General features: G+C 39.1%; 16 protein-coding genes. 9 read left to right on the top strand and 7 right to left on the bottom strand.

Features of this window, described 5'->3' with window-relative positions:
* The first annotated feature begins 166 nt into the window (after positions 1-166).
* Both sthA and B9T33_RS02925 read left to right on the top strand, forming a co-directional pair.
* Positions 167-1,582, top strand: coding sequence for a Si-specific NAD(P)(+) transhydrogenase (gene sthA / locus B9T33_RS02930; protein WP_086177461.1), 1,416 nt, complete (start codon positions 167-169; stop codon positions 1,580-1,582).
* Between the two features lie 186 nt (positions 1,583-1,768).
* Entirely contained in the window at positions 1,769-2,887 is a 1,119-nt protein-coding gene (locus B9T33_RS02925; protein ID WP_086177460.1) for an AAA family ATPase, read from the top strand.
* Here B9T33_RS02925 and chrA read toward each other — a convergent pair.
* Positions 2,882-4,132, bottom strand: a complete 1,251-nt coding sequence (gene chrA / locus B9T33_RS02920; RefSeq protein ID WP_086177610.1) for a chromate efflux transporter — start codon at positions 4,130-4,132, stop codon at positions 2,882-2,884. The genes B9T33_RS02925 and chrA overlap by 6 nt on opposite strands.
* Positions 4,133-4,409: 277 nt before the next feature.
* On the bottom strand, positions 4,410-5,261 hold the full coding sequence (locus tag B9T33_RS02915) for a pirin family protein (protein ID WP_086177459.1): 852 nt from the start codon (positions 5,259-5,261) through the stop codon (positions 4,410-4,412).
* Positions 5,262-5,363: 102 nt separating this feature from the next.
* Here B9T33_RS02915 and B9T33_RS02910 point away from each other — a divergent pair, with 102 nt between their 5' ends.
* A complete protein-coding gene (locus B9T33_RS02910; RefSeq protein WP_086177458.1) occupies positions 5,364-6,269 on the top strand; it encodes a LysR substrate-binding domain-containing protein in 906 nt (301 codons plus the stop codon).
* 137 nt (positions 6,270-6,406) lie between these two features.
* Here the strand turns inward: B9T33_RS02910 and B9T33_RS02905 are convergent, their stop codons facing one another.
* The 4 genes from B9T33_RS02905 to B9T33_RS02895 all read right to left on the bottom strand — a co-directional run bounded on the left by B9T33_RS02905 (position 6,407) and on the right by B9T33_RS02895 (position 10,147).
* Positions 6,407-7,363 carry a TauD/TfdA dioxygenase family protein gene (locus B9T33_RS02905; RefSeq protein WP_086177457.1) on the bottom strand — a complete coding sequence of 319 codons (957 nt, stop codon included), beginning with the start codon at positions 7,361-7,363 and terminating at the stop codon, positions 6,407-6,409.
* A gap of 200 nt (positions 7,364-7,563) precedes the next feature.
* Positions 7,564-7,698, bottom strand: coding sequence for a hypothetical protein (locus tag B9T33_RS16635; RefSeq protein WP_265733587.1), 135 nt, complete (start codon positions 7,696-7,698; stop codon positions 7,564-7,566).
* Entirely contained in the window at positions 7,691-8,902 is a 1,212-nt protein-coding gene (locus B9T33_RS02900; RefSeq protein WP_086177456.1) for an MFS transporter, read from the bottom strand. Before B9T33_RS02900 ends, B9T33_RS16635 begins: the two co-directional genes overlap by 8 nt.
* 186 nt (positions 8,903-9,088) lie before the next feature.
* Positions 9,089-10,147 (bottom strand): OmpW/AlkL family protein, encoded by a 1,059-nt coding sequence (locus tag B9T33_RS02895; RefSeq protein WP_086177455.1) that lies wholly within the window; start codon positions 10,145-10,147, stop codon positions 9,089-9,091.
* A 469-nt stretch (positions 10,148-10,616) separates the two neighbouring features.
* On the opposite strand from B9T33_RS02895, the gene B9T33_RS02890 reads away from it, so the two are divergent.
* A complete protein-coding gene (locus B9T33_RS02890) occupies positions 10,617-10,796 on the top strand; it encodes a hypothetical protein (RefSeq protein ID WP_086177454.1) in 180 nt (59 codons plus the stop codon).
* Positions 10,797-10,848: 52 nt separating this feature from the next.
* Here B9T33_RS02890 and B9T33_RS02885 read toward each other — a convergent pair whose 3' ends face one another.
* Positions 10,849-11,628 (bottom strand): hypothetical protein, encoded by a 780-nt coding sequence (locus B9T33_RS02885; protein ID WP_086177609.1) that lies wholly within the window; start codon positions 11,626-11,628, stop codon positions 10,849-10,851.
* A gap of 300 nt (positions 11,629-11,928) precedes the next feature.
* Between B9T33_RS02885 and uvrB the strand changes: the two genes are divergently transcribed.
* The 5 genes from uvrB to B9T33_RS02860 all read left to right on the top strand — a co-directional run bounded on the left by uvrB (position 11,929) and on the right by B9T33_RS02860 (position 19,527).
* Complete coding sequence (gene uvrB, locus B9T33_RS02880; protein ID WP_086177453.1) at positions 11,929-13,950, top strand: excinuclease ABC subunit UvrB; 2,022 nt, start codon at positions 11,929-11,931, stop codon at positions 13,948-13,950.
* Positions 13,951-14,106: 156 nt separating this feature from the next.
* Positions 14,107-14,694 carry a lipocalin family protein gene (locus B9T33_RS02875; protein WP_086177452.1) on the top strand — a complete coding sequence of 196 codons (588 nt, stop codon included), beginning with the start codon at positions 14,107-14,109 and terminating at the stop codon, positions 14,692-14,694.
* A 137-nt stretch (positions 14,695-14,831) separates the two neighbouring features.
* A complete protein-coding gene (gene rarD, locus B9T33_RS02870) occupies positions 14,832-15,764 on the top strand; it encodes an EamA family transporter RarD (protein ID WP_086177451.1) in 933 nt (310 codons plus the stop codon).
* Positions 15,765-16,044: 280 nt separating this feature from the next.
* Positions 16,045-17,724, top strand: a complete 1,680-nt coding sequence (locus tag B9T33_RS02865) for a hypothetical protein (protein WP_086177450.1) — start codon at positions 16,045-16,047, stop codon at positions 17,722-17,724.
* Between the two features lie 345 nt (positions 17,725-18,069).
* Positions 18,070-19,527 carry a glyceraldehyde-3-phosphate dehydrogenase gene (locus B9T33_RS02860; protein ID WP_086177449.1) on the top strand — a complete coding sequence of 486 codons (1,458 nt, stop codon included), beginning with the start codon at positions 18,070-18,072 and terminating at the stop codon, positions 19,525-19,527.
* Positions 19,528-19,790 lie beyond the last annotated feature (263 nt).

Here is a 19,790-nt window from a genome sequence, read left to right as displayed (position 1 = left end):
AAATAGCTCGTTTATTATAACGGACTTGAGCTGAAATAGGGGGGAAACAGTATTCATATAATAAATGTGGTTATCACATAATATGTGTGAGCTAAATATCCAAAAAAGTTAGGATATACGTCATAATAGAGCCCAGACTAAAGAAATATTTTGTAAGGAGCTTTGAATGCCACGTAAGAAAGAGGTCGTAAGTGGAACTTTCGTGAAATACGATGCGGTAGTTCTTGGCTCAGGCCCTGCTGGTGAAGGCGCTGCAATGAAACTTGCTAAATCTGGTAAGCGAGTTGCCATTGTAGATATGCGTGAACAGCTTGGCGGTAACTGTACCCATGTCGGCACGATCCCTAGTAAAGCGTTGCGTCAGACAGTTTCAAGCATTTTGCGTTACCAACGTGACCCAATGTTCCAAAAAGTAGGTGAATGGAAACAATTCACCATGAAACAGGTGTTACGTAATGCACATAAAGTGATTCAACAGCAAGTTGAAACTCACTCACGTTTTTATGACCGTAACAAAATTGATATCTATCATGGCCGTGCATATATTCAAGATCAAAATACAGCACTAATTTTCACCAATGAAGGCATGACTGAAACTTTAGTTTTTCAGCAATTGGTGATTGCGACAGGTTCACGTCCGTACCGTCCCGCTGCACTTGATTTTAACCATCCTCGTGTCTTTGATTCAGACAAAATTTTGGATTTGGATTATTCAATTCAAAAAATCATCATTTATGGTGCAGGTGTAATTGGTTGTGAATATGCATCTATCTTTATTGGTCTTGATCACAAAGTTGATTTGATCAATACACAACACAAGTTGCTCAGCTACTTAGATGATGAAATCTCAGATGCATTGTCATATCGTTTACGTGAACAAGGTGTATTGATTCGTCATAACGAACAAATTGATCATTTAGAAACACATGACGACCATGTTGTGCTTCATCTACTCAGTGGTAAGAAAATTAAAGCTGATGCAATTTTATGGTGTAACGGTCGTTCTGGTAATACAGATGGCTTGGGCCTTGAAAATGTTGGCATTAAACCAAATAGTCGTGGTCAATTGACTGTAAATGATCAATACCAAACAGAAGTAGAAAATATCTACGCTGCGGGTGATGTGATTGGTTGGCCATCACTTGCCTCTGCTGCATATGACCAAGGTCGTTGTGCAGGTTCGAATATGAGTGGTGAAGAAGGTATTGCTCCTGTAACGGATATTCCAACAGGGATTTATACCATTCCGGAAATTTCATCAATTGGTAAGACTGAACAACAGTTAACTGAAGAAAAAATTCCGTACGAAGTTGGACAAGCATCATTCCGTCACCTTGCACGTGCGCAAATTACAGGTGATACCGTGGGCGAGCTTAAAATCTTGTTCCATCGTGATACTTTGGAAATTTTGGGCGTGCATTGCTTTGGTAATAACGCAGCGGAAATTATCCATATTGGCCAAGCGGTAATGAATAGTCCTAAAAATACTATCAAGTATTTTGTGGAAACGACATTCAACTATCCAACCATGGCGGAAGCTTATCGTGTTGCCACCTTAAATGGTATGAACCGTTTATTCTAAGTTGAGCGTTTAAGTCCTCATTTTCACTAGCTGAAAATAGAAGATTTAAACTTTTCAATTCTAATGAAAGCCTGTGAGTGTCAACTTGCAGGCTTTTTTATTTCGAGTAAAATCGCCATGATCATCGTAAAAAAATAGCGACCATAACACTAAGCCAAAAATTTAAAAAAATAGATTAGGATTTTTATGACCATACGTTCTCTGTCCATTCAAGGATTTCGTTCCATTCATAAGATGAACTTGGCATTGTCACGGCTGAATATTATTAGCGGTCCCAATGGTTGTGGAAAATCCAATTTATATAAAGCAGTGCGTTTATTACATGAAGCTGCAAATGGGCAGTTGTCGCAAGCGATTGCCAATGAAGGTGGCATTCAAAAAATCATGTGGGCGGGTGGTCACCGCGCAGGTGATCGAGCCAAAGATCCGAAACGTATGAAGCTCGCGGTTGAGATGGAGCATTATGAATATCAATTAGAAATCGGTTTTCCTGAACCTTTGATTACGATGTTTGCACTCGATCCTTTGGTGAAAAAAGAAAATATTTGGTTAAGTGGTTATCAACGGCGTTCAATGAGTGAGTTGATGGATCGGGTGAACCAAGCTGCTTTTTTAAAAAATGTCGATGATCAGCGAATTTCCTACCCCATGACGTTGACGCAAGAAGATTCCATCTTTGGGCAATTGTCCGATCCACATTTGTATCCTGAAGTGTCACAAGTACGTGAGACAATGCGGAACTGGCGTTTTTATCATGAATTTTCCGTCAGTGGCAATTCACCCATGCGGGTTCCACAAGTGGGGATTCGTTCACCCATACTTTCACATGATGGTACAAATTTAGCTGCAGCATTTGAAACCTTACGCGAGCGTGGGCAAAGTGAAACGCTCTTTGAGGTGTTAGATCAGGCATTTCCACACAGTCAATTTTTTGTACAGGAAATGGGTGGTCGCTTTCAAATGATGATGCAAAAAGAGGGGATTTTACGTCCTTTAGAAAGTGCAGAATTTTCAGATGGTACATTAAGGTTTTTATGTTTAGCTGTGGCTTTACTGAGTCCACGTCCTCCCAATTTTATGGCATTAAATGAGCCAGAAAATAGTTTGCATCCCGATTTGTTACCAGCTTTGGCAAGGTTGATTGCTGAAGCCAGTCGCTATACTCAGTTATGGTTGACCACGCATTCCAATGAATTGGCGGAAATGATTAAACAATATTGTGAAGTGCAGCATTATCAGCTTGATCAAGAAAATGGCGAAACGGTAGTGAAGGGCGCACGTTTTGTTGAGGATGATGACTTATAGTGTATTGAGGATATTCAACAGCCCAAAATACACAGCAAAGCTAACCATTAAACTCACCCATACGGGTATTTTGCTCCGCAAAAGAACAATGACGAACACGATAAATAAGACGTCTACAGCTTGTAGGATGTACTTTTGTCCCATTTGAATGAGTAAGCAGAGTAATAATCCAACAACAGCGGCATTAACGGCTTTAATCACATTAAAAATGATCGAATAGTTCATCAGCTTTGACCAATAAGGTAAAAGCCCGAACAGTAAAAAGAATGAGGGTAGGAAAACTGCCACCGTTGCCAGTATGGCATTTATCACGTTGGATGAGCTTATGGGTAAAAAGGGACCTAAATATGATGCAAAACTAAATAATGGGCCGGGCATGAGCTGTGCAACAGCATATCCTAAATCAAAAGTTTCGTTGCTAATCATGCCATTTTGCACAAAATCTTGATGCAAAAAAGGCAAAATAATATGTCCACCGCCGAAGACTAATGAGGCCGTGCGATAAAAGCTTTCTAAGCTGTAGCAAGAAGTGGCATGACGGGTTATTTCACATAAGTGAAAAATCAAGAAGGGGCTAATAAAAGCAACTAGCCATAGCCAAGACCATTTTAGAGTTCTGAAGTAGAGATTTTGATGCTTTAAATCGATGGGGTTTGCTGCAGTGGGTACAGAAGCTTGCCTAGTCTGAAAACAATTTTTTCGATACAGGAAAAGCCCGATGAGTGCTGCAAATAGAATGACTAAAATTTGATTGAATGCAGTGGTCGTGAAATATACAAAAAATCCTGCACAAAGCATTAATAAATATTGTGATTTTGTCTGACAGAAACTACGCATCATTTGCCAAAATGCCCATGCAACCACAGCAATGACAATAAGTTGAATCATATGAAAGAATTGATTTGAAAATAATTCAGCGTATTGCAGTCCAATTAATGCAATGACTGTCATAACTACAGCAGAAGGTAAGGTAAAACCAAACCATGCGACTATCGCACCTTGGTAACCTTTGAGTGAATAGCCAATCGCCATACCGACTTGGCTGCTGGTGGGACCGGGAAGTAATTGAGCCAAAGTCAAAAGATGTGAGTATTCATTTTCAGAAAGCCATTTTTGCTGCTGAACAAAATAGCGATAAAACAATACCAAGTGCGCAGCAGGGCCACCAAAAGCAATGCAACCGAGTTTAAAAAAACTCATCCATAAATGTTGATATGAAATTGGTAAGGCAAACTTTTTATCCATTTTTAATTTTAAGTGCTGTTGTGAATTTGATTTTTTAGAAGCAGTATCAATGAACAATTACCAATGATAGAACAAAATTATGACATCTTGATGTTGTTAGATATCGTCAAATATCTGCAAAACTTATGGTCTGTATAGATATCGAGATGTCCTAATTAGTTAGAAAAAATGCCGCTCAAACATGAAAAAAGCATTTTATAAGGCCAAAAAAAGCCCATCTTGTGATGGGCTTTTTCATGTGATTCTCAACATCAAGTTGAGCATGGTGTATCTAAGCTTAAGCAAAATGACCATGTTGAAAGTCATAAAAGGCTTGGCGGATTTCGTCTTCTGGATTCATGACAAATGGACCATGTGCTGCAATGGGTTCATTTAACGGCTCACCACCAAGAATCAACAGTTTGCTTGCTTCATTGGCATGAATTGACACCTCAGTTGCATCTGCATTCACATACAGTGTTTGCATTGGTGTATAAGACTGACCATCAATCTCAATGGAGCCACTGAGGACGAAAATCATGTTATTCCACGCAGGGTCCAATTTAAAACTTTGAGTCGCATCTGCATTTAAACGAATGTCCAGTACATTTAAAGGACTATAGGTTTCAGCTGCGCCTTGAGTCGATTCGTATTCACCTGCAATTATTCGAACTATACCTGCGTTATTCTCCAATTCAATTTGGGGAATATTGGCAGCGGTCAATTCCTGATAACGTGGTTCAGACATTTTGGCATGACTTGGTAAGTTGACCCAAAGTTGAACCATATCTAAAGTACCGCCATGTTGAGCAAAATGTGCTGAGTGACGTTCTTCATGCATGATGCCGCGAGCTGCTGTCATCCATTGCACTTCATTTTGACCGATTGTGCCGTGATTGCCTTTTGAGTCCGAATGCTCAAGTTCACCTTCATACACAATCGTCACAGTTTCGAAACCACGATGTGGATGCATACCTACACCACGCTTATGTTGACTTGGTGAAAATTGGTACTGACCGGTATAACCCATAACAAGAAACGGGCTGGTCTGATTGCCTAACTCTTGCATGGGCAACATTGAATTTGTTGGGAATCCATCACCGACCCAAGTACTCCGATCACTTTGATAAACACGTTGAATTGTATTCATGTTATTAACCTCAATCTGTTGTTTCATACTTCTATTATTGAGGTATAGTTTGTGAATGACAGGGCGAAATCATCAACAGATTATTCTAAAAATGAAACAATCATGCAAAATTTGAATGACTACTACTACTTTGTGCAAGTAGTGAAATATCAGGGATATACTAAAGCCAGTGAAGCGCTCGGTATTACTAAATCTAAACTTTCGCGCCGTATTTCGGAATTGGAAGCGCGGTTAGATGTGCGCTTAATTCAACGTAATACTCGTAAATTTACGGTGACTGAAATAGGACAACAGTTCTATATTCATTGCGTTAGCATTTTAGATGAAGTGGAAAAAACTGAAAACTTTGTCTATAGCACCTTGCATGATCAGCTCTGTGGCGTCATCAAAATTTCCTGCCCAGTTGCACTGGTTGAGATGCCTGTGGCGCAAATGATCACTAATTTTATGCAGCGTTATCCTGAAGTGAATGTGCACTTATGGGCAACCAATCATCGGGTGGATGTGATTGAAGAAGGCGTGGACTTAGCCATACGTGTGCGTAATATGCCTTTAATGGATAGTGATTTGATTGTGCGTGATTTAGATGCGTGGAAGCATGTATTGGTCGCATCACCGCAATTATTTCAAGAACATACATTGCCTGAAAATTTAGAGGATTTAGCAGATCTACCGACCATTGGTTTTGATCGACCAAAACACTATTGGGATTTTCGACATCGTGAAAAAAGCCAAACTCAGCAAATTGAGTATAGCCCACGGCTGAGAACCGATAGCTTTAGTGCTATGAAATTCGCTGCCATGTCGGGCATTGGTGTCGTGTCTTTACCTTTGGTTTTTGTAAGGGAAGAACTTAAAAGTGGAGAACTCATCGAGCTTTTACCAATGTGGCAACTACCACAAGGTGTCATCCATGTTGCCTATGCAACTAGACAAGGCATGTTGCCTGCTGTGAGAGCATTGCTAGATTATTTGATTGCGGAGTTTAAAGCGCTAGAAGTTGAATAAATGGGGGACAGATCTTCAAGCAGTATGATTATTTTTATTCTAAATTTATGTTTTTATACGCTACTGAAGATCTGTCATTTTAAAACGTCGTTCTTGTTCTTGTTCTTTTATCGTTTAGCTATTTGATTATTTAATCCTTAGTAAGGGCGGCCTCCTGCAAGACTGATGCGTTTCAGTAATCGTCGTTGATCTGATGGAAATGGGCGGCGGGCATGTAATGTAGCTTGGTTATCCCAAAAAACGATGTCTCCTTGTTCCCAATGATGTTCATAACGAAATTCAGGTTTTAATAGGTGTTCACGGAGGTTGGCAATTAATTGACTACCTGTTTGATCGTTATAATTAACCAATTCAACTTCAGAACGTTCATTTAACCATAAACCTTTGCGACCACTTTCAGGATGGGTACGTACCAATGGGTGAGGGTAAGCATGTCCAACGATCGGCTGATCTTTAAAACGATAGAGTGGCGTTGAACCATAACCCGTTGTGCCCTTGTTACTTTTGGCACGGACAAAGGGGTTATAGGTGATCAGCTGTAATGAGTCTATATGTTGTTTAGTGTCTTCACTTAATGCCTCATAGGCTTTAATGGTATTGAACCATGAAGTTTGTCCGCCATCCTGTGGCAGTTCAATGGCATATAGCAATGAACCAAATGAGGGTAGAGGTGTCCATTGATGGTCTGCATGTGCAGCCAATTCGCCATGACCCGTGTAGTCGCCTTGACCTACCGCATTAGACACTGGAACCACATCTGGAGGAGTACCTGTATCGTTTTGTGATGCGAGTACGGGAATGTCTGCACCCGGACGGAATATAGAACCAAAGTAGCTGGTGAAGGCGAGATATTGCAGGTCATCCAAACTTTGGTTTTTAAAAATAAGAATTAAATGCTCTGCTAATGCTTGCTTTAAACGATAAATGGTTTCGCCTGCTTGTGCTTTACGGGCATCTAAACCATAAACGACTGCCCCGAGAGCTTGGTCATGTTGTGGTTCAATTCTAATTTCACTTGGGTCTTGGTAAAGATCTGCTTGATGCCAAAGGGGTGCATCATGAATCGCTTGCGATAGTTGAGTTAAAGCGGTCATTTCAAAAGTTCTCAATTTATGTTTTGTTGAGTACTAATCTAAGAAATAACCTCGATGCTGAAAAATTAAAAAATATTCTAAGTATATGAAAATATGTATAAATTAATTTATGTGCTTGAAAATACAGCTTTTAATAAAAACTGTATTTTATTGCAAAAATTTTGCTGTTGAACTGTTTGATTATGAGCATGTGGAAGGCATTAATGCGCACAAAATGCTTGATTGAAATATTCAAATAATTCAGGCGTATTGAACCAAAGCAGTAAAGCCAATGACAGTAAAACAATAATGGCAAAGCTTATGCCAATACGAAGCCAAAGCAGAGATTCATTCATTTACCACGCTCTCCTCATTTACGAAGAAATGGACAAAGACACCAAATAGACTTAAGACAATCGAAAAAATCCAAATTGCGTTGTAGTCGCCCGTCATATCGTGATTCACGCCACCGAGCCAACCGCCAAAGAATGACCCAACTTGATGGGTAAAAAACACTATGCCGCTGAGCATGGTTAGGTATTTAACGCCAAACATGTTGGCAACAATGCCATTGGTGAGTGGTACGGTCGATAACCATAATAAACCCATAATGACGCCAAAGGTATAGATTGTCCATGTGCTCAGGGGAAGTGCCAAGAAGGCAATGATGGCAATACTGCGTAGTCCATATAAGCCCATAAGCAGTTTCGGTTTTGAATATTTTCCACCTAGCCAGCCAGCAGTGTAGGTACCCACGATATTAAACAGTCCAACCAGTGCTAGGAAAATCGTGCCTGTAGTGGCATTAAAACCATGATCAATCAAATAACCTGGTAAATGAATGCCAATAAACACCACTTGAAAACCACATACAAAGAAACCTAAAGATAAGAACCAAAAAGGTTTATGTTCCCAAGCCAATTTTAAAATGTCTTTTAATCCCAAGGCAGGCTGAGTAGAGGCTGGAGCATTTGCTGCGACATACATTGGGGCTTTAAGCATCCAAGCCAATGGTATGATGAGTGCAATTATAATGGCGCTAACGACCAAAGCTGAAGACCAGCCGAATTTTTGTAGTAGTAAAAGGGTAGAGGGCAACATGATAAATTGACCAAAAGACCCTGCTGCACTGGCAATGCCCATCGCTAGACTACGCTTTTCAGGATGTGCTGCGCGCCCAACGGCAGACAATAAAACAGGAAAAGACGTTGCTGAAAGTGCAAGACCGAGGATTAAACCCGCACTTAAATTTAACAACATGCCTGTGGAACTGACAGCCATGAGTAATAGACCCAGTGTATAGAGTGCACCACCAACGGCGACAACCACTTTACTACCATATTTGTCAGCGAAAGCACCTGTAATAGGTTGAACTGCACCCCAAATTAGGTTCTGCATGGCAATCGCAAGACTGAAAACATTATGCCCCCAACCAAACTCAGTACTCATTGGCACCAAATACAAACCAAAGGCATGACGTACACCAAGCGATAAGGCCAAAATAATGGCACTACCAATAAGCATATAAATGAGTGGTTTAGAAAAACGAGTATCAGACATCAAGTGGTCTACAAACTTTAAATTTATACTAATGGTATTCGATTCAACTTTGACTTGCGATTAAATTTAATTCACCAAACGATAAATAATTTTTATGGATTAGTCTTTTTATAAAAAGCGTTTTGAGATAACTGTCGCAATAAAAAAGACGACCGAAGTCGTCTCATTTTAATTTTGAACTGGCAATTAGAAGCGCATACCAAAGCCTGCATATGCCATGATTGGATTTACTTCAATATCAGCTTTGGATTTAATCAATTCACCATGTGTGGCATCTGTAACGGTAATGGTTGTTTCATTCTGAAGGTGTGCATAGCTGACAGAACCTACAGCAAACCATTTATCATTGAAATCATAAGTGAAGCCCGCTGTTAGCACAGGTGCAAAAGCATCGGTTGCTTCCAATTTAACTTTTGGATTTGCCTTACTGGGTTTTCCTTCTAAAGAAGCGCCTGCATTACCTTCTTTAATATTGGCAATCATGTGACCTGCGGCAATCAAATCTTTCTCAATTTGTGGATTCATTTCCAACTCATTAAAGTAAGCATACATCACGCCTAGCCCAACATAGGGACGGAATTTATTTACCCCAGTTTTACCAAAGTGATATTGGATTTCTGCTGCAGGTGTCCAAGCACGTGCAGAAGCTGCTGCACCATGTGCGCCTAAGTCGGTAATGAAAATATCATTTTCAAGTTCAAGATTTCCCAGTGCGCCGCCTAGTGGTTTTGCAATTGCAGAAAATGGCGCGTAAATTTTCCCTGAACCTTGTAAATCAACTTTTGGCGGAATACCCGCTTTCATTTCTAGTGATACGTTGTCAGTGAAGAAATAGTTGGTCATGATCCCAAGAGTGGTGACGTCGTCTGCTTCAAGGCCTGTCCCTGGATTGTCCCATTGCTCAAGTCCTGAAATGGTGGCTTTACCACTCATTGAAGCAGGAACTGTGTCCAAAAGGTCTAGCGCACCGGCTAGCAGTGGAGGGACTTTGTATCCTTCTCGAATATTGTCTTTTACTGTTTGTGATTTAACATCACCAACGTCTGCCTCATAACCTTCATTGATAGCAGTATTCACGCGAAAAGGCTGTGCTTTACCCTGAGGCATAACATGTAGAGCACCAACAGAGACAGAAAAACGTTTGAAGCCATCACCATCTTTTAAACTAAAATATGGTGAGTCTGCATGACTGAGCATAGGTAGGGCAGCCATAGAAGCAGCAATGCACAATACACTTTTTTTCATTTTAAAGGACTCCATGTCCGTCAATTGATAATAATTTTTCTAGGTGCTCATTATTCAAAAATAAAATGCACTAAAATGTTATAGAAAACAAGAGTTAGCGTAATGGTTCTGTAATAATTTAGAGTATTTGTTCTAAAAATGACGTTTAGATGTGTTTTTATGTAAAAAGTTTTGTGATTTATTGAAGCGACACATTTATATCTTATTGTTTAGATTAGAAATTTATTGGCATGAATGACAGGTTTTTCTGTCATATATGTCAATAAGCGATGTAAAAAAGCAGTAATTTTTAAGATTATGACCATTTATCATTCGGCGTTTTTGGGGCTTTCAATAAGCAGTATTTTAAATGGTTATTGTATTTGTAAAATTAAATTTTTTGCTTCGATTTTGAGGAAATGAACACAGCGATTTACACCCCAACCGATTTTTTTTGTACAATAGCGCCAGATTCAATTGAGTTATTCCAATGAGTACGCAAAATCCTCCCAAGAAAAAGGCTTTAGTTAATCTGCCTTTTCCAATCAAAAAAGCAGATGAAAACGCATCTGATGAAATTTTTGAAGACATGCGCCCAAAACCTCAACGTTATGCAGATCGTACATGGATGCCACCTCGTGGTACACGTCGTTCTATGGGGAAACGTTAAAATAAAAAAGCCAGTCTCATGACTGGCTTTTTTTATGCTTTACATACACAACTTATTTACGTGCTTTATTTGCTGGACGTGGTGGCTGAATTTCACGTTTTGCCATCCAAACATCAGCAAAATCTTGCTCATTAATATTATAAAGTTCCAATAACGCTAAAATCGCACCACCGAAAATCATCGGTCCTTCTGAATTGCTTTGAAACTCAAAAAGCTTGCCGTTGAGTGCATGTAAAATATCTTCAATTTCAAAAATACGATCCCGTCCATTACTATCGGTTGGATACATTTGCGTATTGAGCACAATTTTTGCCAAACTTTTTTCATTTTCAGAGAGTGCAAGCACATCGACCAATTGATCGGTAGACGTCGCAAAAATCACTGAATCGCGATAAATCGTATGTAAAAGTTTTGAAGTGAGTTTAGGCAGAGCTTTTTCAACAAATGGACGAAACGAAATAGGGAAAATCACGTTATGTGAAATACCTTTAAACATAGGCGCAATTTCTTCGACTTTATATCCAGCAACACCACAGCCAATCGAAGTAATGAAGTATTTCGATTTAGGGTGATTTTTGGTGTAAATTTTAAAATCATCAACATAATGCTGAATCTGAGACAGTGGCATTTGTTGTAAATGTTCATTCATTGTGGGAATTGCAAAACTTTGACCTGCCCAACCACGACCTACACCATTCATCGCACCAAAATGCTCAAGTGCGGTTCGTGCAGCGCCTCCTGCATGCTGACCTGCCATATTACTGCCAAATACAAATATGGTGTCATCAGCTAAATCTTTAACGATAGTTTCGTCATGGTATTGGTAAGTCATCATATTTTTATCTTCGCCATTCTTCGATTCATGTTGCAGCCGAAAGCAAAATTGGTCAAGTATCAAAATCGTTTAATATTGCAAGAAATATGCTTGAAAATAGATGTCATTTCATTTTGTAAATAAATCTAAGCGCGTTGTTTTTGAAGATTGATAAATAATGACTTATTGAATTGAAGTGCTCAGACGTAATTTACATTTCTATGCGATGTCTGTCTTTCAAGCATTATAGAAATTTAACGTTGTTTTGCTGCGCTTTGCCCTCATAATAAAGTCTGTGATGAATTGTTGAAGAAGAGTGTGATGCAGGAACAGCCTTTTGAACTGGTAACACAATATCAACCCGCTGGGGATCAACCGCAAGCCATTGAGAAATTGGTGAATGGGGTTGAAAAAGGTATGCATAATCAGTTGTTACTTGGGGTAACGGGCTCAGGTAAAACCTATACCATGGCGAATGTCATTGCACGCACCCAACGTCCAACCATTATCATGGCACACAACAAAACTTTGGCAGCACAGCTTTACGGTGAGTTTAAAGCATTTTTTCCGCACAATTCGGTGGAATATTTTGTCAGCTATTATGACTATTACCAACCCGAAGCCTACGTACCATCTTCCGATACTTTTATCGAAAAAGATTCATCGATTAACGATCACATCGACCAAATGCGACTGTCGGCGACGCGCGCACTATTAGAGCGTCGAGATTCGATTATTGTTGCTTCCGTGTCCGCAATTTATGGTCTGGGCGATCCTAATGCTTATATGAGCATGCTCTTACATATTGTTGAAGGTGATCGTATCAGCCGTGATGACATTATTCGTCGTTTGGTTGAGATGCAATATACGCGGAATGAACTTGAATTTTTACGGGGTACTTACCGTATTCGCGGTGAAATTATTGATATTTTTCCTGCGGAATCAGATCAAAATGCAATTCGAATTGAACTGTTTGATGACGAAGTGGATTCGGTTCGCTGGTTCGATCCATTAACAGGCAAATTGGTGCGTAAAGTTCCGCGCGTGACGATTTATCCGAAAAGCCATTATGTAACACCAAAAGATAACTTATACCGCGCTATTGATACCATTCGGGATGAATTGAAAGAGCGCCTTGGTTTTTTCCGTGCCAACGATAAATTGCTGGAAGCTCAGCGTATTGAGCAACGTACACGCTATGATCTTGAGATGATGCAGCAGCTTGGCTATACCAATGGTATTGAAAACTACTCGCGTCATTTATCAGGTCGTCCAGCAGGGGAAGCACCTCCAACTTTATTCGACTATATTCCAGACGATGCACTCCTCATTATTGATGAATCGCATGTTACCGTTCCTCAAATTGGCGCTATGTATAAAGGTGACCGTTCACGTAAAGAAAATTTGGTGAATTATGGCTTCCGTTTGCCAAGCGCTTTAGATAACCGTCCGATGAAATTTGAGGAATGGGAGCGAATTGTTCCGTCCACAATTTATGTCAGTGCAACACCAGCGCACTATGAGATGGAAAAATCCGAACAAATTGTAGAGCAGGTGGTGCGTCCAACAGGTTTGGTTGACCCTGAAATCGAAATACGTCCTGTGTTAACACAAGTCGATGATGTGCTTTCAGAAATTAATAATCGTAAAGAGTTGAATGAACGTGTATTAGTGACAACGCTCACTAAACGGATGGCGGAAGATTTAACTTCATATTTAAAAGAATATGGTGTGAAAGTCGCTTATCTGCATTCAGATATCGATACTGTTGAGCGTACCAAAATTATTCATGAGTTACGTTCGGGTGTGTACGACGCGATTGTCGGGATTAACTTATTGCGTGAAGGCTTGGATATGCCAGAAGTTTCTTTGGTGGCTATCTTGGATGCCGATAAAGAAGGTTTCTTACGATCTGAACGCTCATTAATTCAAACCATTGGTCGTGCTGCACGTAACTTAAATGGTAAAGCCATTTTATATGCCGACCGAGTGACCGACTCTATGCGAAAGGCGATTGATGAAACGGATCGTCGTCGTAACTTACAAATCGCCTTTAACTTAGAACATGGTATTACGCCGCGCAGTGCTGTACGTCAAAATCATAAAGATATTGATACGGGTGAGGTGTTGGCGGATGACGAAATTGATGAAAAAATCTCTCAACAAGCCAAGGCTTTGAGTGCAGATGAACGTCATTTAATGTCTGATCCGAAACTTTTGGCCAAACACATGAATAAGCTGGAAAAAGAAATGCTGAAAGCATCAAAAGATCTTCAGTTTGAGCAGGCGGCACGATTACGTGATGAAATTTTGCGTTTAAAAGCACAAATGATTCAGTAATTTTTGTCTTACAAGAAATGCATCTCTTGTCTGAATTTCACTACATAATTCAGACAAGAAAATGTCCTAGAATCAAAATAATAAGCTACAGTTAAAATGAAAAAACAAAGTATTCGCTTATCTTTGCGACAGTTTGCATAGAAATGAGGAGTCAAAATGACAACAAAAGAAATTCCGAAAGCAGGTTTTAAACTGGCAAAAATTGCCGTGGGTGCAGCTGTGCTCATTGGACTGGGTGCTGCCACGATGGCATATGCTCAAACTAAACCCCTGCAAACTGTAGACAAAGTAGAGCTGGATCGTTATTTGGGCGTGTGGTACGAAGTAGCGCGTAAGCCGATGGTCTTTCAGAAAAGCTGTGATCGAGATGTTACGGCGGCATATACCTTAAATGAAAACGGAAACGTTACTGTAAATAACCGCTGTGTATCTAAAGATGGAAGTAAACAGCAGTCGGTAGGTGAAGCATTTGTACAAAATGCACCATTTAATACTAAATTAAAAGTTAGCTTTTTACCTGAAGCGATTCGCTGGTTACCTGTCGGGCGTGGTGATTACTGGGTTTTAAAAATTGATGATGATTATCAAACGGTTTTGGTGGGAGAACCACGCCGTAAATATATGTGGGTCTTGTCGCGTTCAGCACATCCTGATCAAAATGTGATTCAAGAATATTTAAATTATGCGCAATCAGTTGGCTATGATTTGTCCGACATCATTCATACCAAGCAAACAGTGAAATAAATATTTTAACGATTTGAACAAATGCTAAAAAACCATGCCTGCGCATGGTTTTTTATTTGCTAGAATGCTTAATTGAAGATACTTGATTCATCAAGTAAAAAATGATTTCAATTTAATGATTTGCTTTGGAGTGAAAGATGTATAAGGGCGTTGCATTGTCTGTATTGGCATCAGTCACTTTTGGCATATTGTATTTCTTTACAATTTTTCTTAAACCCTTAGACAGTGAGCAGACTTTTGCCTGGCGTATGCTAGCAACACTGCCTTTTTTAACGGTCTTTATGTGGTGGATGAAAGATTTAAATAAAGTGAGCGAAATCTTTAAGCGCGTCATTCAACAACCTGTTTTTTTGCTGTGGTTAATCATCAGCTCACTTTTATGTACCACTCAGCTTTGGTTATTTCTTTGGGGACCGATTAATGGTCGCGGTCTGCAAGTTTCGTTGGGTTATTTCCTGTTACCACTAGTGATGGTCTTGGTCGGTTGTGTGTTGTATAAGGAAAAACTTTCCAGATGGCAAATGGCGGCAGTTGCATTGGCAATTTTAGGTGTGGGTCATGAAATATGGCGTATAGGTAGCATTGCATGGGAAACCGTTTATGTTGCAGTGGCATATCCGATCTATTTCTTTTTACGTCGAACCTTTAAGACTGATCATCTCGGTGGCTTTTGGTGGGATTTGTGCTTAATTCTTCCTGTTGCGTTTTATCTCGGCTTTATTCATAGCAACACCTTTAATTTGATGGTGGCATTTCCACATCTCATCTTGGCTATCATTGGTCTGGGTTTTTTAAGTGCTTTAGGTCTGGGCAGTTATATGTTGGCAAGCCGATATTTACCTTTTGTGATTTTTGGTTTGCTCAGCTATTTGGAACCTGTGCTACTTGCCTTTGCCTCAATTGCTTTAGGGGAACGGGTCGAAGCTGAAGAATGGTTAACCTATATTCCAATTTGGTGTGCAGTACTATTATTGGTTGTTGAAGGCATTTTGCATGTCTATAAACAAAAAGCAAATGCACGCGCTTTAACGCAAAATATTGAACAACTCAATAAACGTATCGATTCCTAAAACGAAGCAAGAATATTGCAGCTATTTAAAATAGGTTGGAAGTGGATTATGTTCAATTTAATACAGCATTGAGCGCTAAATAACTGATGCGTCAAAATCTGTAGTTGCTGTTTGATAAGAAAAACTTAAACTACAACCATATAAAAACATCAATGATGCTATTTAGTACAAAATTCAGGATGAATGATGTTGAATAGCAGATGCGAAATTATTAGCATTTATTTACGATAAAAAACGACTGATTTTTGACGAAAAATGGATATTTTTCCAAGGGCAAAATATGCAATCCGTGGTTATTCCTGTTGAAGTACGCGTGCAACTCGCACAATTGGTGCCGACGTTAGATCTGCACTGGCAGGATGTATTGGCTCAAATTTGGCCGCAGTTAAATATGGATCAAATGGAACTGGTTCAGCAACAGATCCTAATACCGAAAGGGATCGTTTGGAATAGTGCAAATCATCGATTTGAGCATGAGCCACCGCTCAATTTCGCCAAATTGCTAAAAGTATTGAATGATGAGCAAATGCGTGAAAACGCACTATATCTAGCAGAGCAACTTGAACAGTTAAGAACTTTCAACGACTGTTACCAGATTGCACAATTATTAGAGCAGAGCCTAAGTTTTATTCGGGATATTGATGTTGAAGAGGACTTTGAATTACAGCATGAAAAAATTTTGCTACATCATCATTTTATTTTAAATGCGGCGCAGATTATTCATGCGATAAACATCGAAGTTCCTCAAGATGATCGACAACTCAGCAAACGACAAGTTAAAAGTTTTATTGTTGAAATTTTTCTAAAGCAGCAACTATTGGGTCAGGCATTTCAAGCAACCGTCCGTCAAGATGCTGCTGTGTTGAAACATCCTATATTTAAATATTATCTAAAGCGTGAGCAGAAAGCTGCACATTTTGGATTATTACAAAGTGCAGAATTTGTATTTGTCTTGGCACCGAATTTTGCTGAAGCTTCAGCATTTGGCATAACTTATTTTCTAAAGTCAGAATCTCATGATCAATCCATGTTTAATGGATTGGTGGTTGATTTAAAAACGACTTTAGAAAATGACTATATTGAACAGATCAAAGCGCAAGTCTTACAACTGTCTCGAATGCAGGGCTTTATTTCCCTTGAAGTACAGAGCATGGTGGAGCAGTTACAGCAGGTCGTCGATACGCAGTTAATTCCACTTTTGTATACTCTAGAACATACAGAACATGCATCACAGGTACTTAATCAGTTTGAGCATATTTTAAAATCGGAAATATTAGAACCATTACAACACAGTGTTAAATTTCAACTGACAGATTCAGTGCAATTTGATTTTGTCTATTTCAAAATGTTGGGTCTGTGCCAAAATCTGATTGCTGAATTCAATGCACTACAACTTCAATTTTTTGCGATTGAACATATTGAATTAAACCATCTCAAACAAAAACTACAGGCGTGGTTATTGCTCTTAAAAAAACGTCGTTACGAAATATTCACGCCACATAATGAAGATGAATGGGAAAAATTTCACGCTTTGTCTCAAGCGCCAAGACTTGAGTTAGCAAATTTGCTGCGCCAAATTTTAAGTGAATATCAGCAATTAAATACTGAAAATACATTGAATGATTTAGTTGCTCCTACAGCATCGCATGTTGGTTTTTCCAAACGTATGACCAAATCGGGTGAATATGAAAGCAACGCTTTAGCATTAACCAAAGCGAAACAGCAATTAAAACGCAATGCTTTTATGCAGGTGTTAAGTGTGTTCAAACAACATGCAGCATATATTGTGACGCTCGATTTTGAGCTTATGGATGAAAATATAAAAGCTGAGCCAGAGTATCGTCGCTTTGCATTAGCGCAAGGGGACAATGGACTGGATAAATTGCCGCAATTGGTTGAATTTAGTACGCGTTATTTTGATTTTGACATCGAACAATTTGCCCATAATTTTGAAAATTGAACGCATTTACCTGTGCTTAAAATTGAGTTTTCAAGCTGATAAAAATAAATCAAATTAAGATTAAATAAATCGCTTTTGCTTTTCAATTTAAAAAGATGTACACACAACTGACCGATAAAGCTCCAATTAGAACTTTGTGACAAAAAATCTGTAAAAAGGAGTTTTTTGCACTTTCAGTCATAAAATCATCATGCTAAAAGCAACTATTTTTAAAATTGATAGTGAATATAATGGAAAATAACTTGTAGGAACTCTGCTTTTAGATTCATTAATTTGCAGATTTCCATTACAATTGTGGGGTTTTGAAATTTAGCTTAGATTTACAATTAATTAGAGGACGTATCTGTGAGCAAAGACACTATCGTTGCCCTACATGCAGAGCACCAAGGTCGCTGGAAAAACCGTGAAGAACTTGCGGAACGTATGATTGCCCTAGTGGGTCAGTTATATCGTGAAAAAAACATCGTAGCTACAGTATACGGTCGTTCTTTAATTAACCGTTCGGTTATCCAAATTCTTAAAGCTCACCGTCGTACTCGTGTATTGGATGTTGAACTTTCTGTAGTAAACACATTCCCAATTCTTGAAGCTTTGGCAAAAATTGACAATATCGGTACTGCTGAAATTGATCTTGGCAAACTTGCTGAAGAATTTAAAGCAAAAGGCGGCGATGTAGATGCATTTGTTGCTGATGCTGTTAAATCACTTGAAGGAAATGCAACGAACGTAGAAAACAGAGACGTTGTTCTTTACGGTTTCGGTCGCATCGGTCGTATCCTTGCGCGTTTAATGATTAGCCAATCAGGTTTAGGTCGTGGTCTTAACCTTAAAGCAATCGTTGTTCGTAAATCATCTGATGGCGATTTAGAAAAGCGTGCGTCATTGTTACGTCGTGATTCTATCCACGGTCCATTTGCTGGCACAATCTCTGTTGATGAAGAAAACGAAGCAATTATTGCAAACGGTAACTTCATTAAAGTGATCTATGCATCTAACCCATCTGAAGTGGATTACACTGCATACGGTATTAACAATGCACTTGTAATCGACAACACTGGTAAATGGCGTGACTCAGAAGGTCTTGCTCAACACCTTAAATGTCCAGGTGCTGCACGCGTTATTCTAACTGCACCTGGAAAAGGTGACATGAAGAACGTTGTTTACGGTGTGAACCAAGCTGACATCCTTGATGAAGATACAATCATCTCTGCTGCAAGCTGCACAACAAACGCGATCACACCAACACTTAAAGTGTTAAATGACAAATACACAGTGATTAATGGTCACGTTGAAACAGTTCACTCGTTTACAAACGACCAAAACTTGATCGATAACTACCATAAAGCTGACCGTCGTGGTCGTGCTGCTACTTTAAACATGGTGATCACTGAAACTGGTGCTGCTAAAGCGGTTGCTAAAGCACTTCCAGCGCTTCAAGGTAAATTGACTGGTAACTCAGTACGTGTACCTACACCAAACGTATCTTTAGCAATTTTGAACCTTACATTGGGTCAAGATGTTGATCGTGAAGAAGTAAACGAATACATTCGTCAAATTTCAATCAACTCTAGCCTTCAAGGTCAAATCGGTTATACAAACTCTACAGAAGTTGTATCTTCTGACTTTATCGGTTCACGTACTGCAGGTGTATTTGATGCGCAAGCAACAATCACTTCAGGTAACCGTTTAACTGCTTATGTATGGTACGATAACGAAGTAGGTTATAGCTGCCAAGTATTGCGTATTGCTGAACAAATGGGCGGCGTAAGCTATCCAAAAGTTCCTGCTGAAACTAATGCTTAATTAGTGAATCGCAAAAAAAGAGCCTCATTTGGGGCTCTTTTTTTATGTTTTTAGTTTATGTTTAGGAAATGAATATATTGGAAGCCTACATATAGGGCTAAAAAAGTGATTGATCAAAATGATCATGTATATTTGTGGCTTAAGCCAGTGTAAGTATAATTTTGCTTAAGTATAATGAGGAAAATTCTTTTAATATTTTAAATTAAATAATTGAAATTTATTAATAAATAGCTACAAAAAATTGCAAAGTTCGACCCATTATT

The sequence above is a fragment of the Acinetobacter sp. ANC 5054 genome, from assembly GCF_002135295.1.
GTDB lineage: Bacteria > Pseudomonadota > Gammaproteobacteria > Pseudomonadales > Moraxellaceae > Acinetobacter.
The sequence above is the reverse complement of the archived record's forward strand: the minus strand, read 5'-3'. Positions and strand labels throughout refer to the sequence as shown.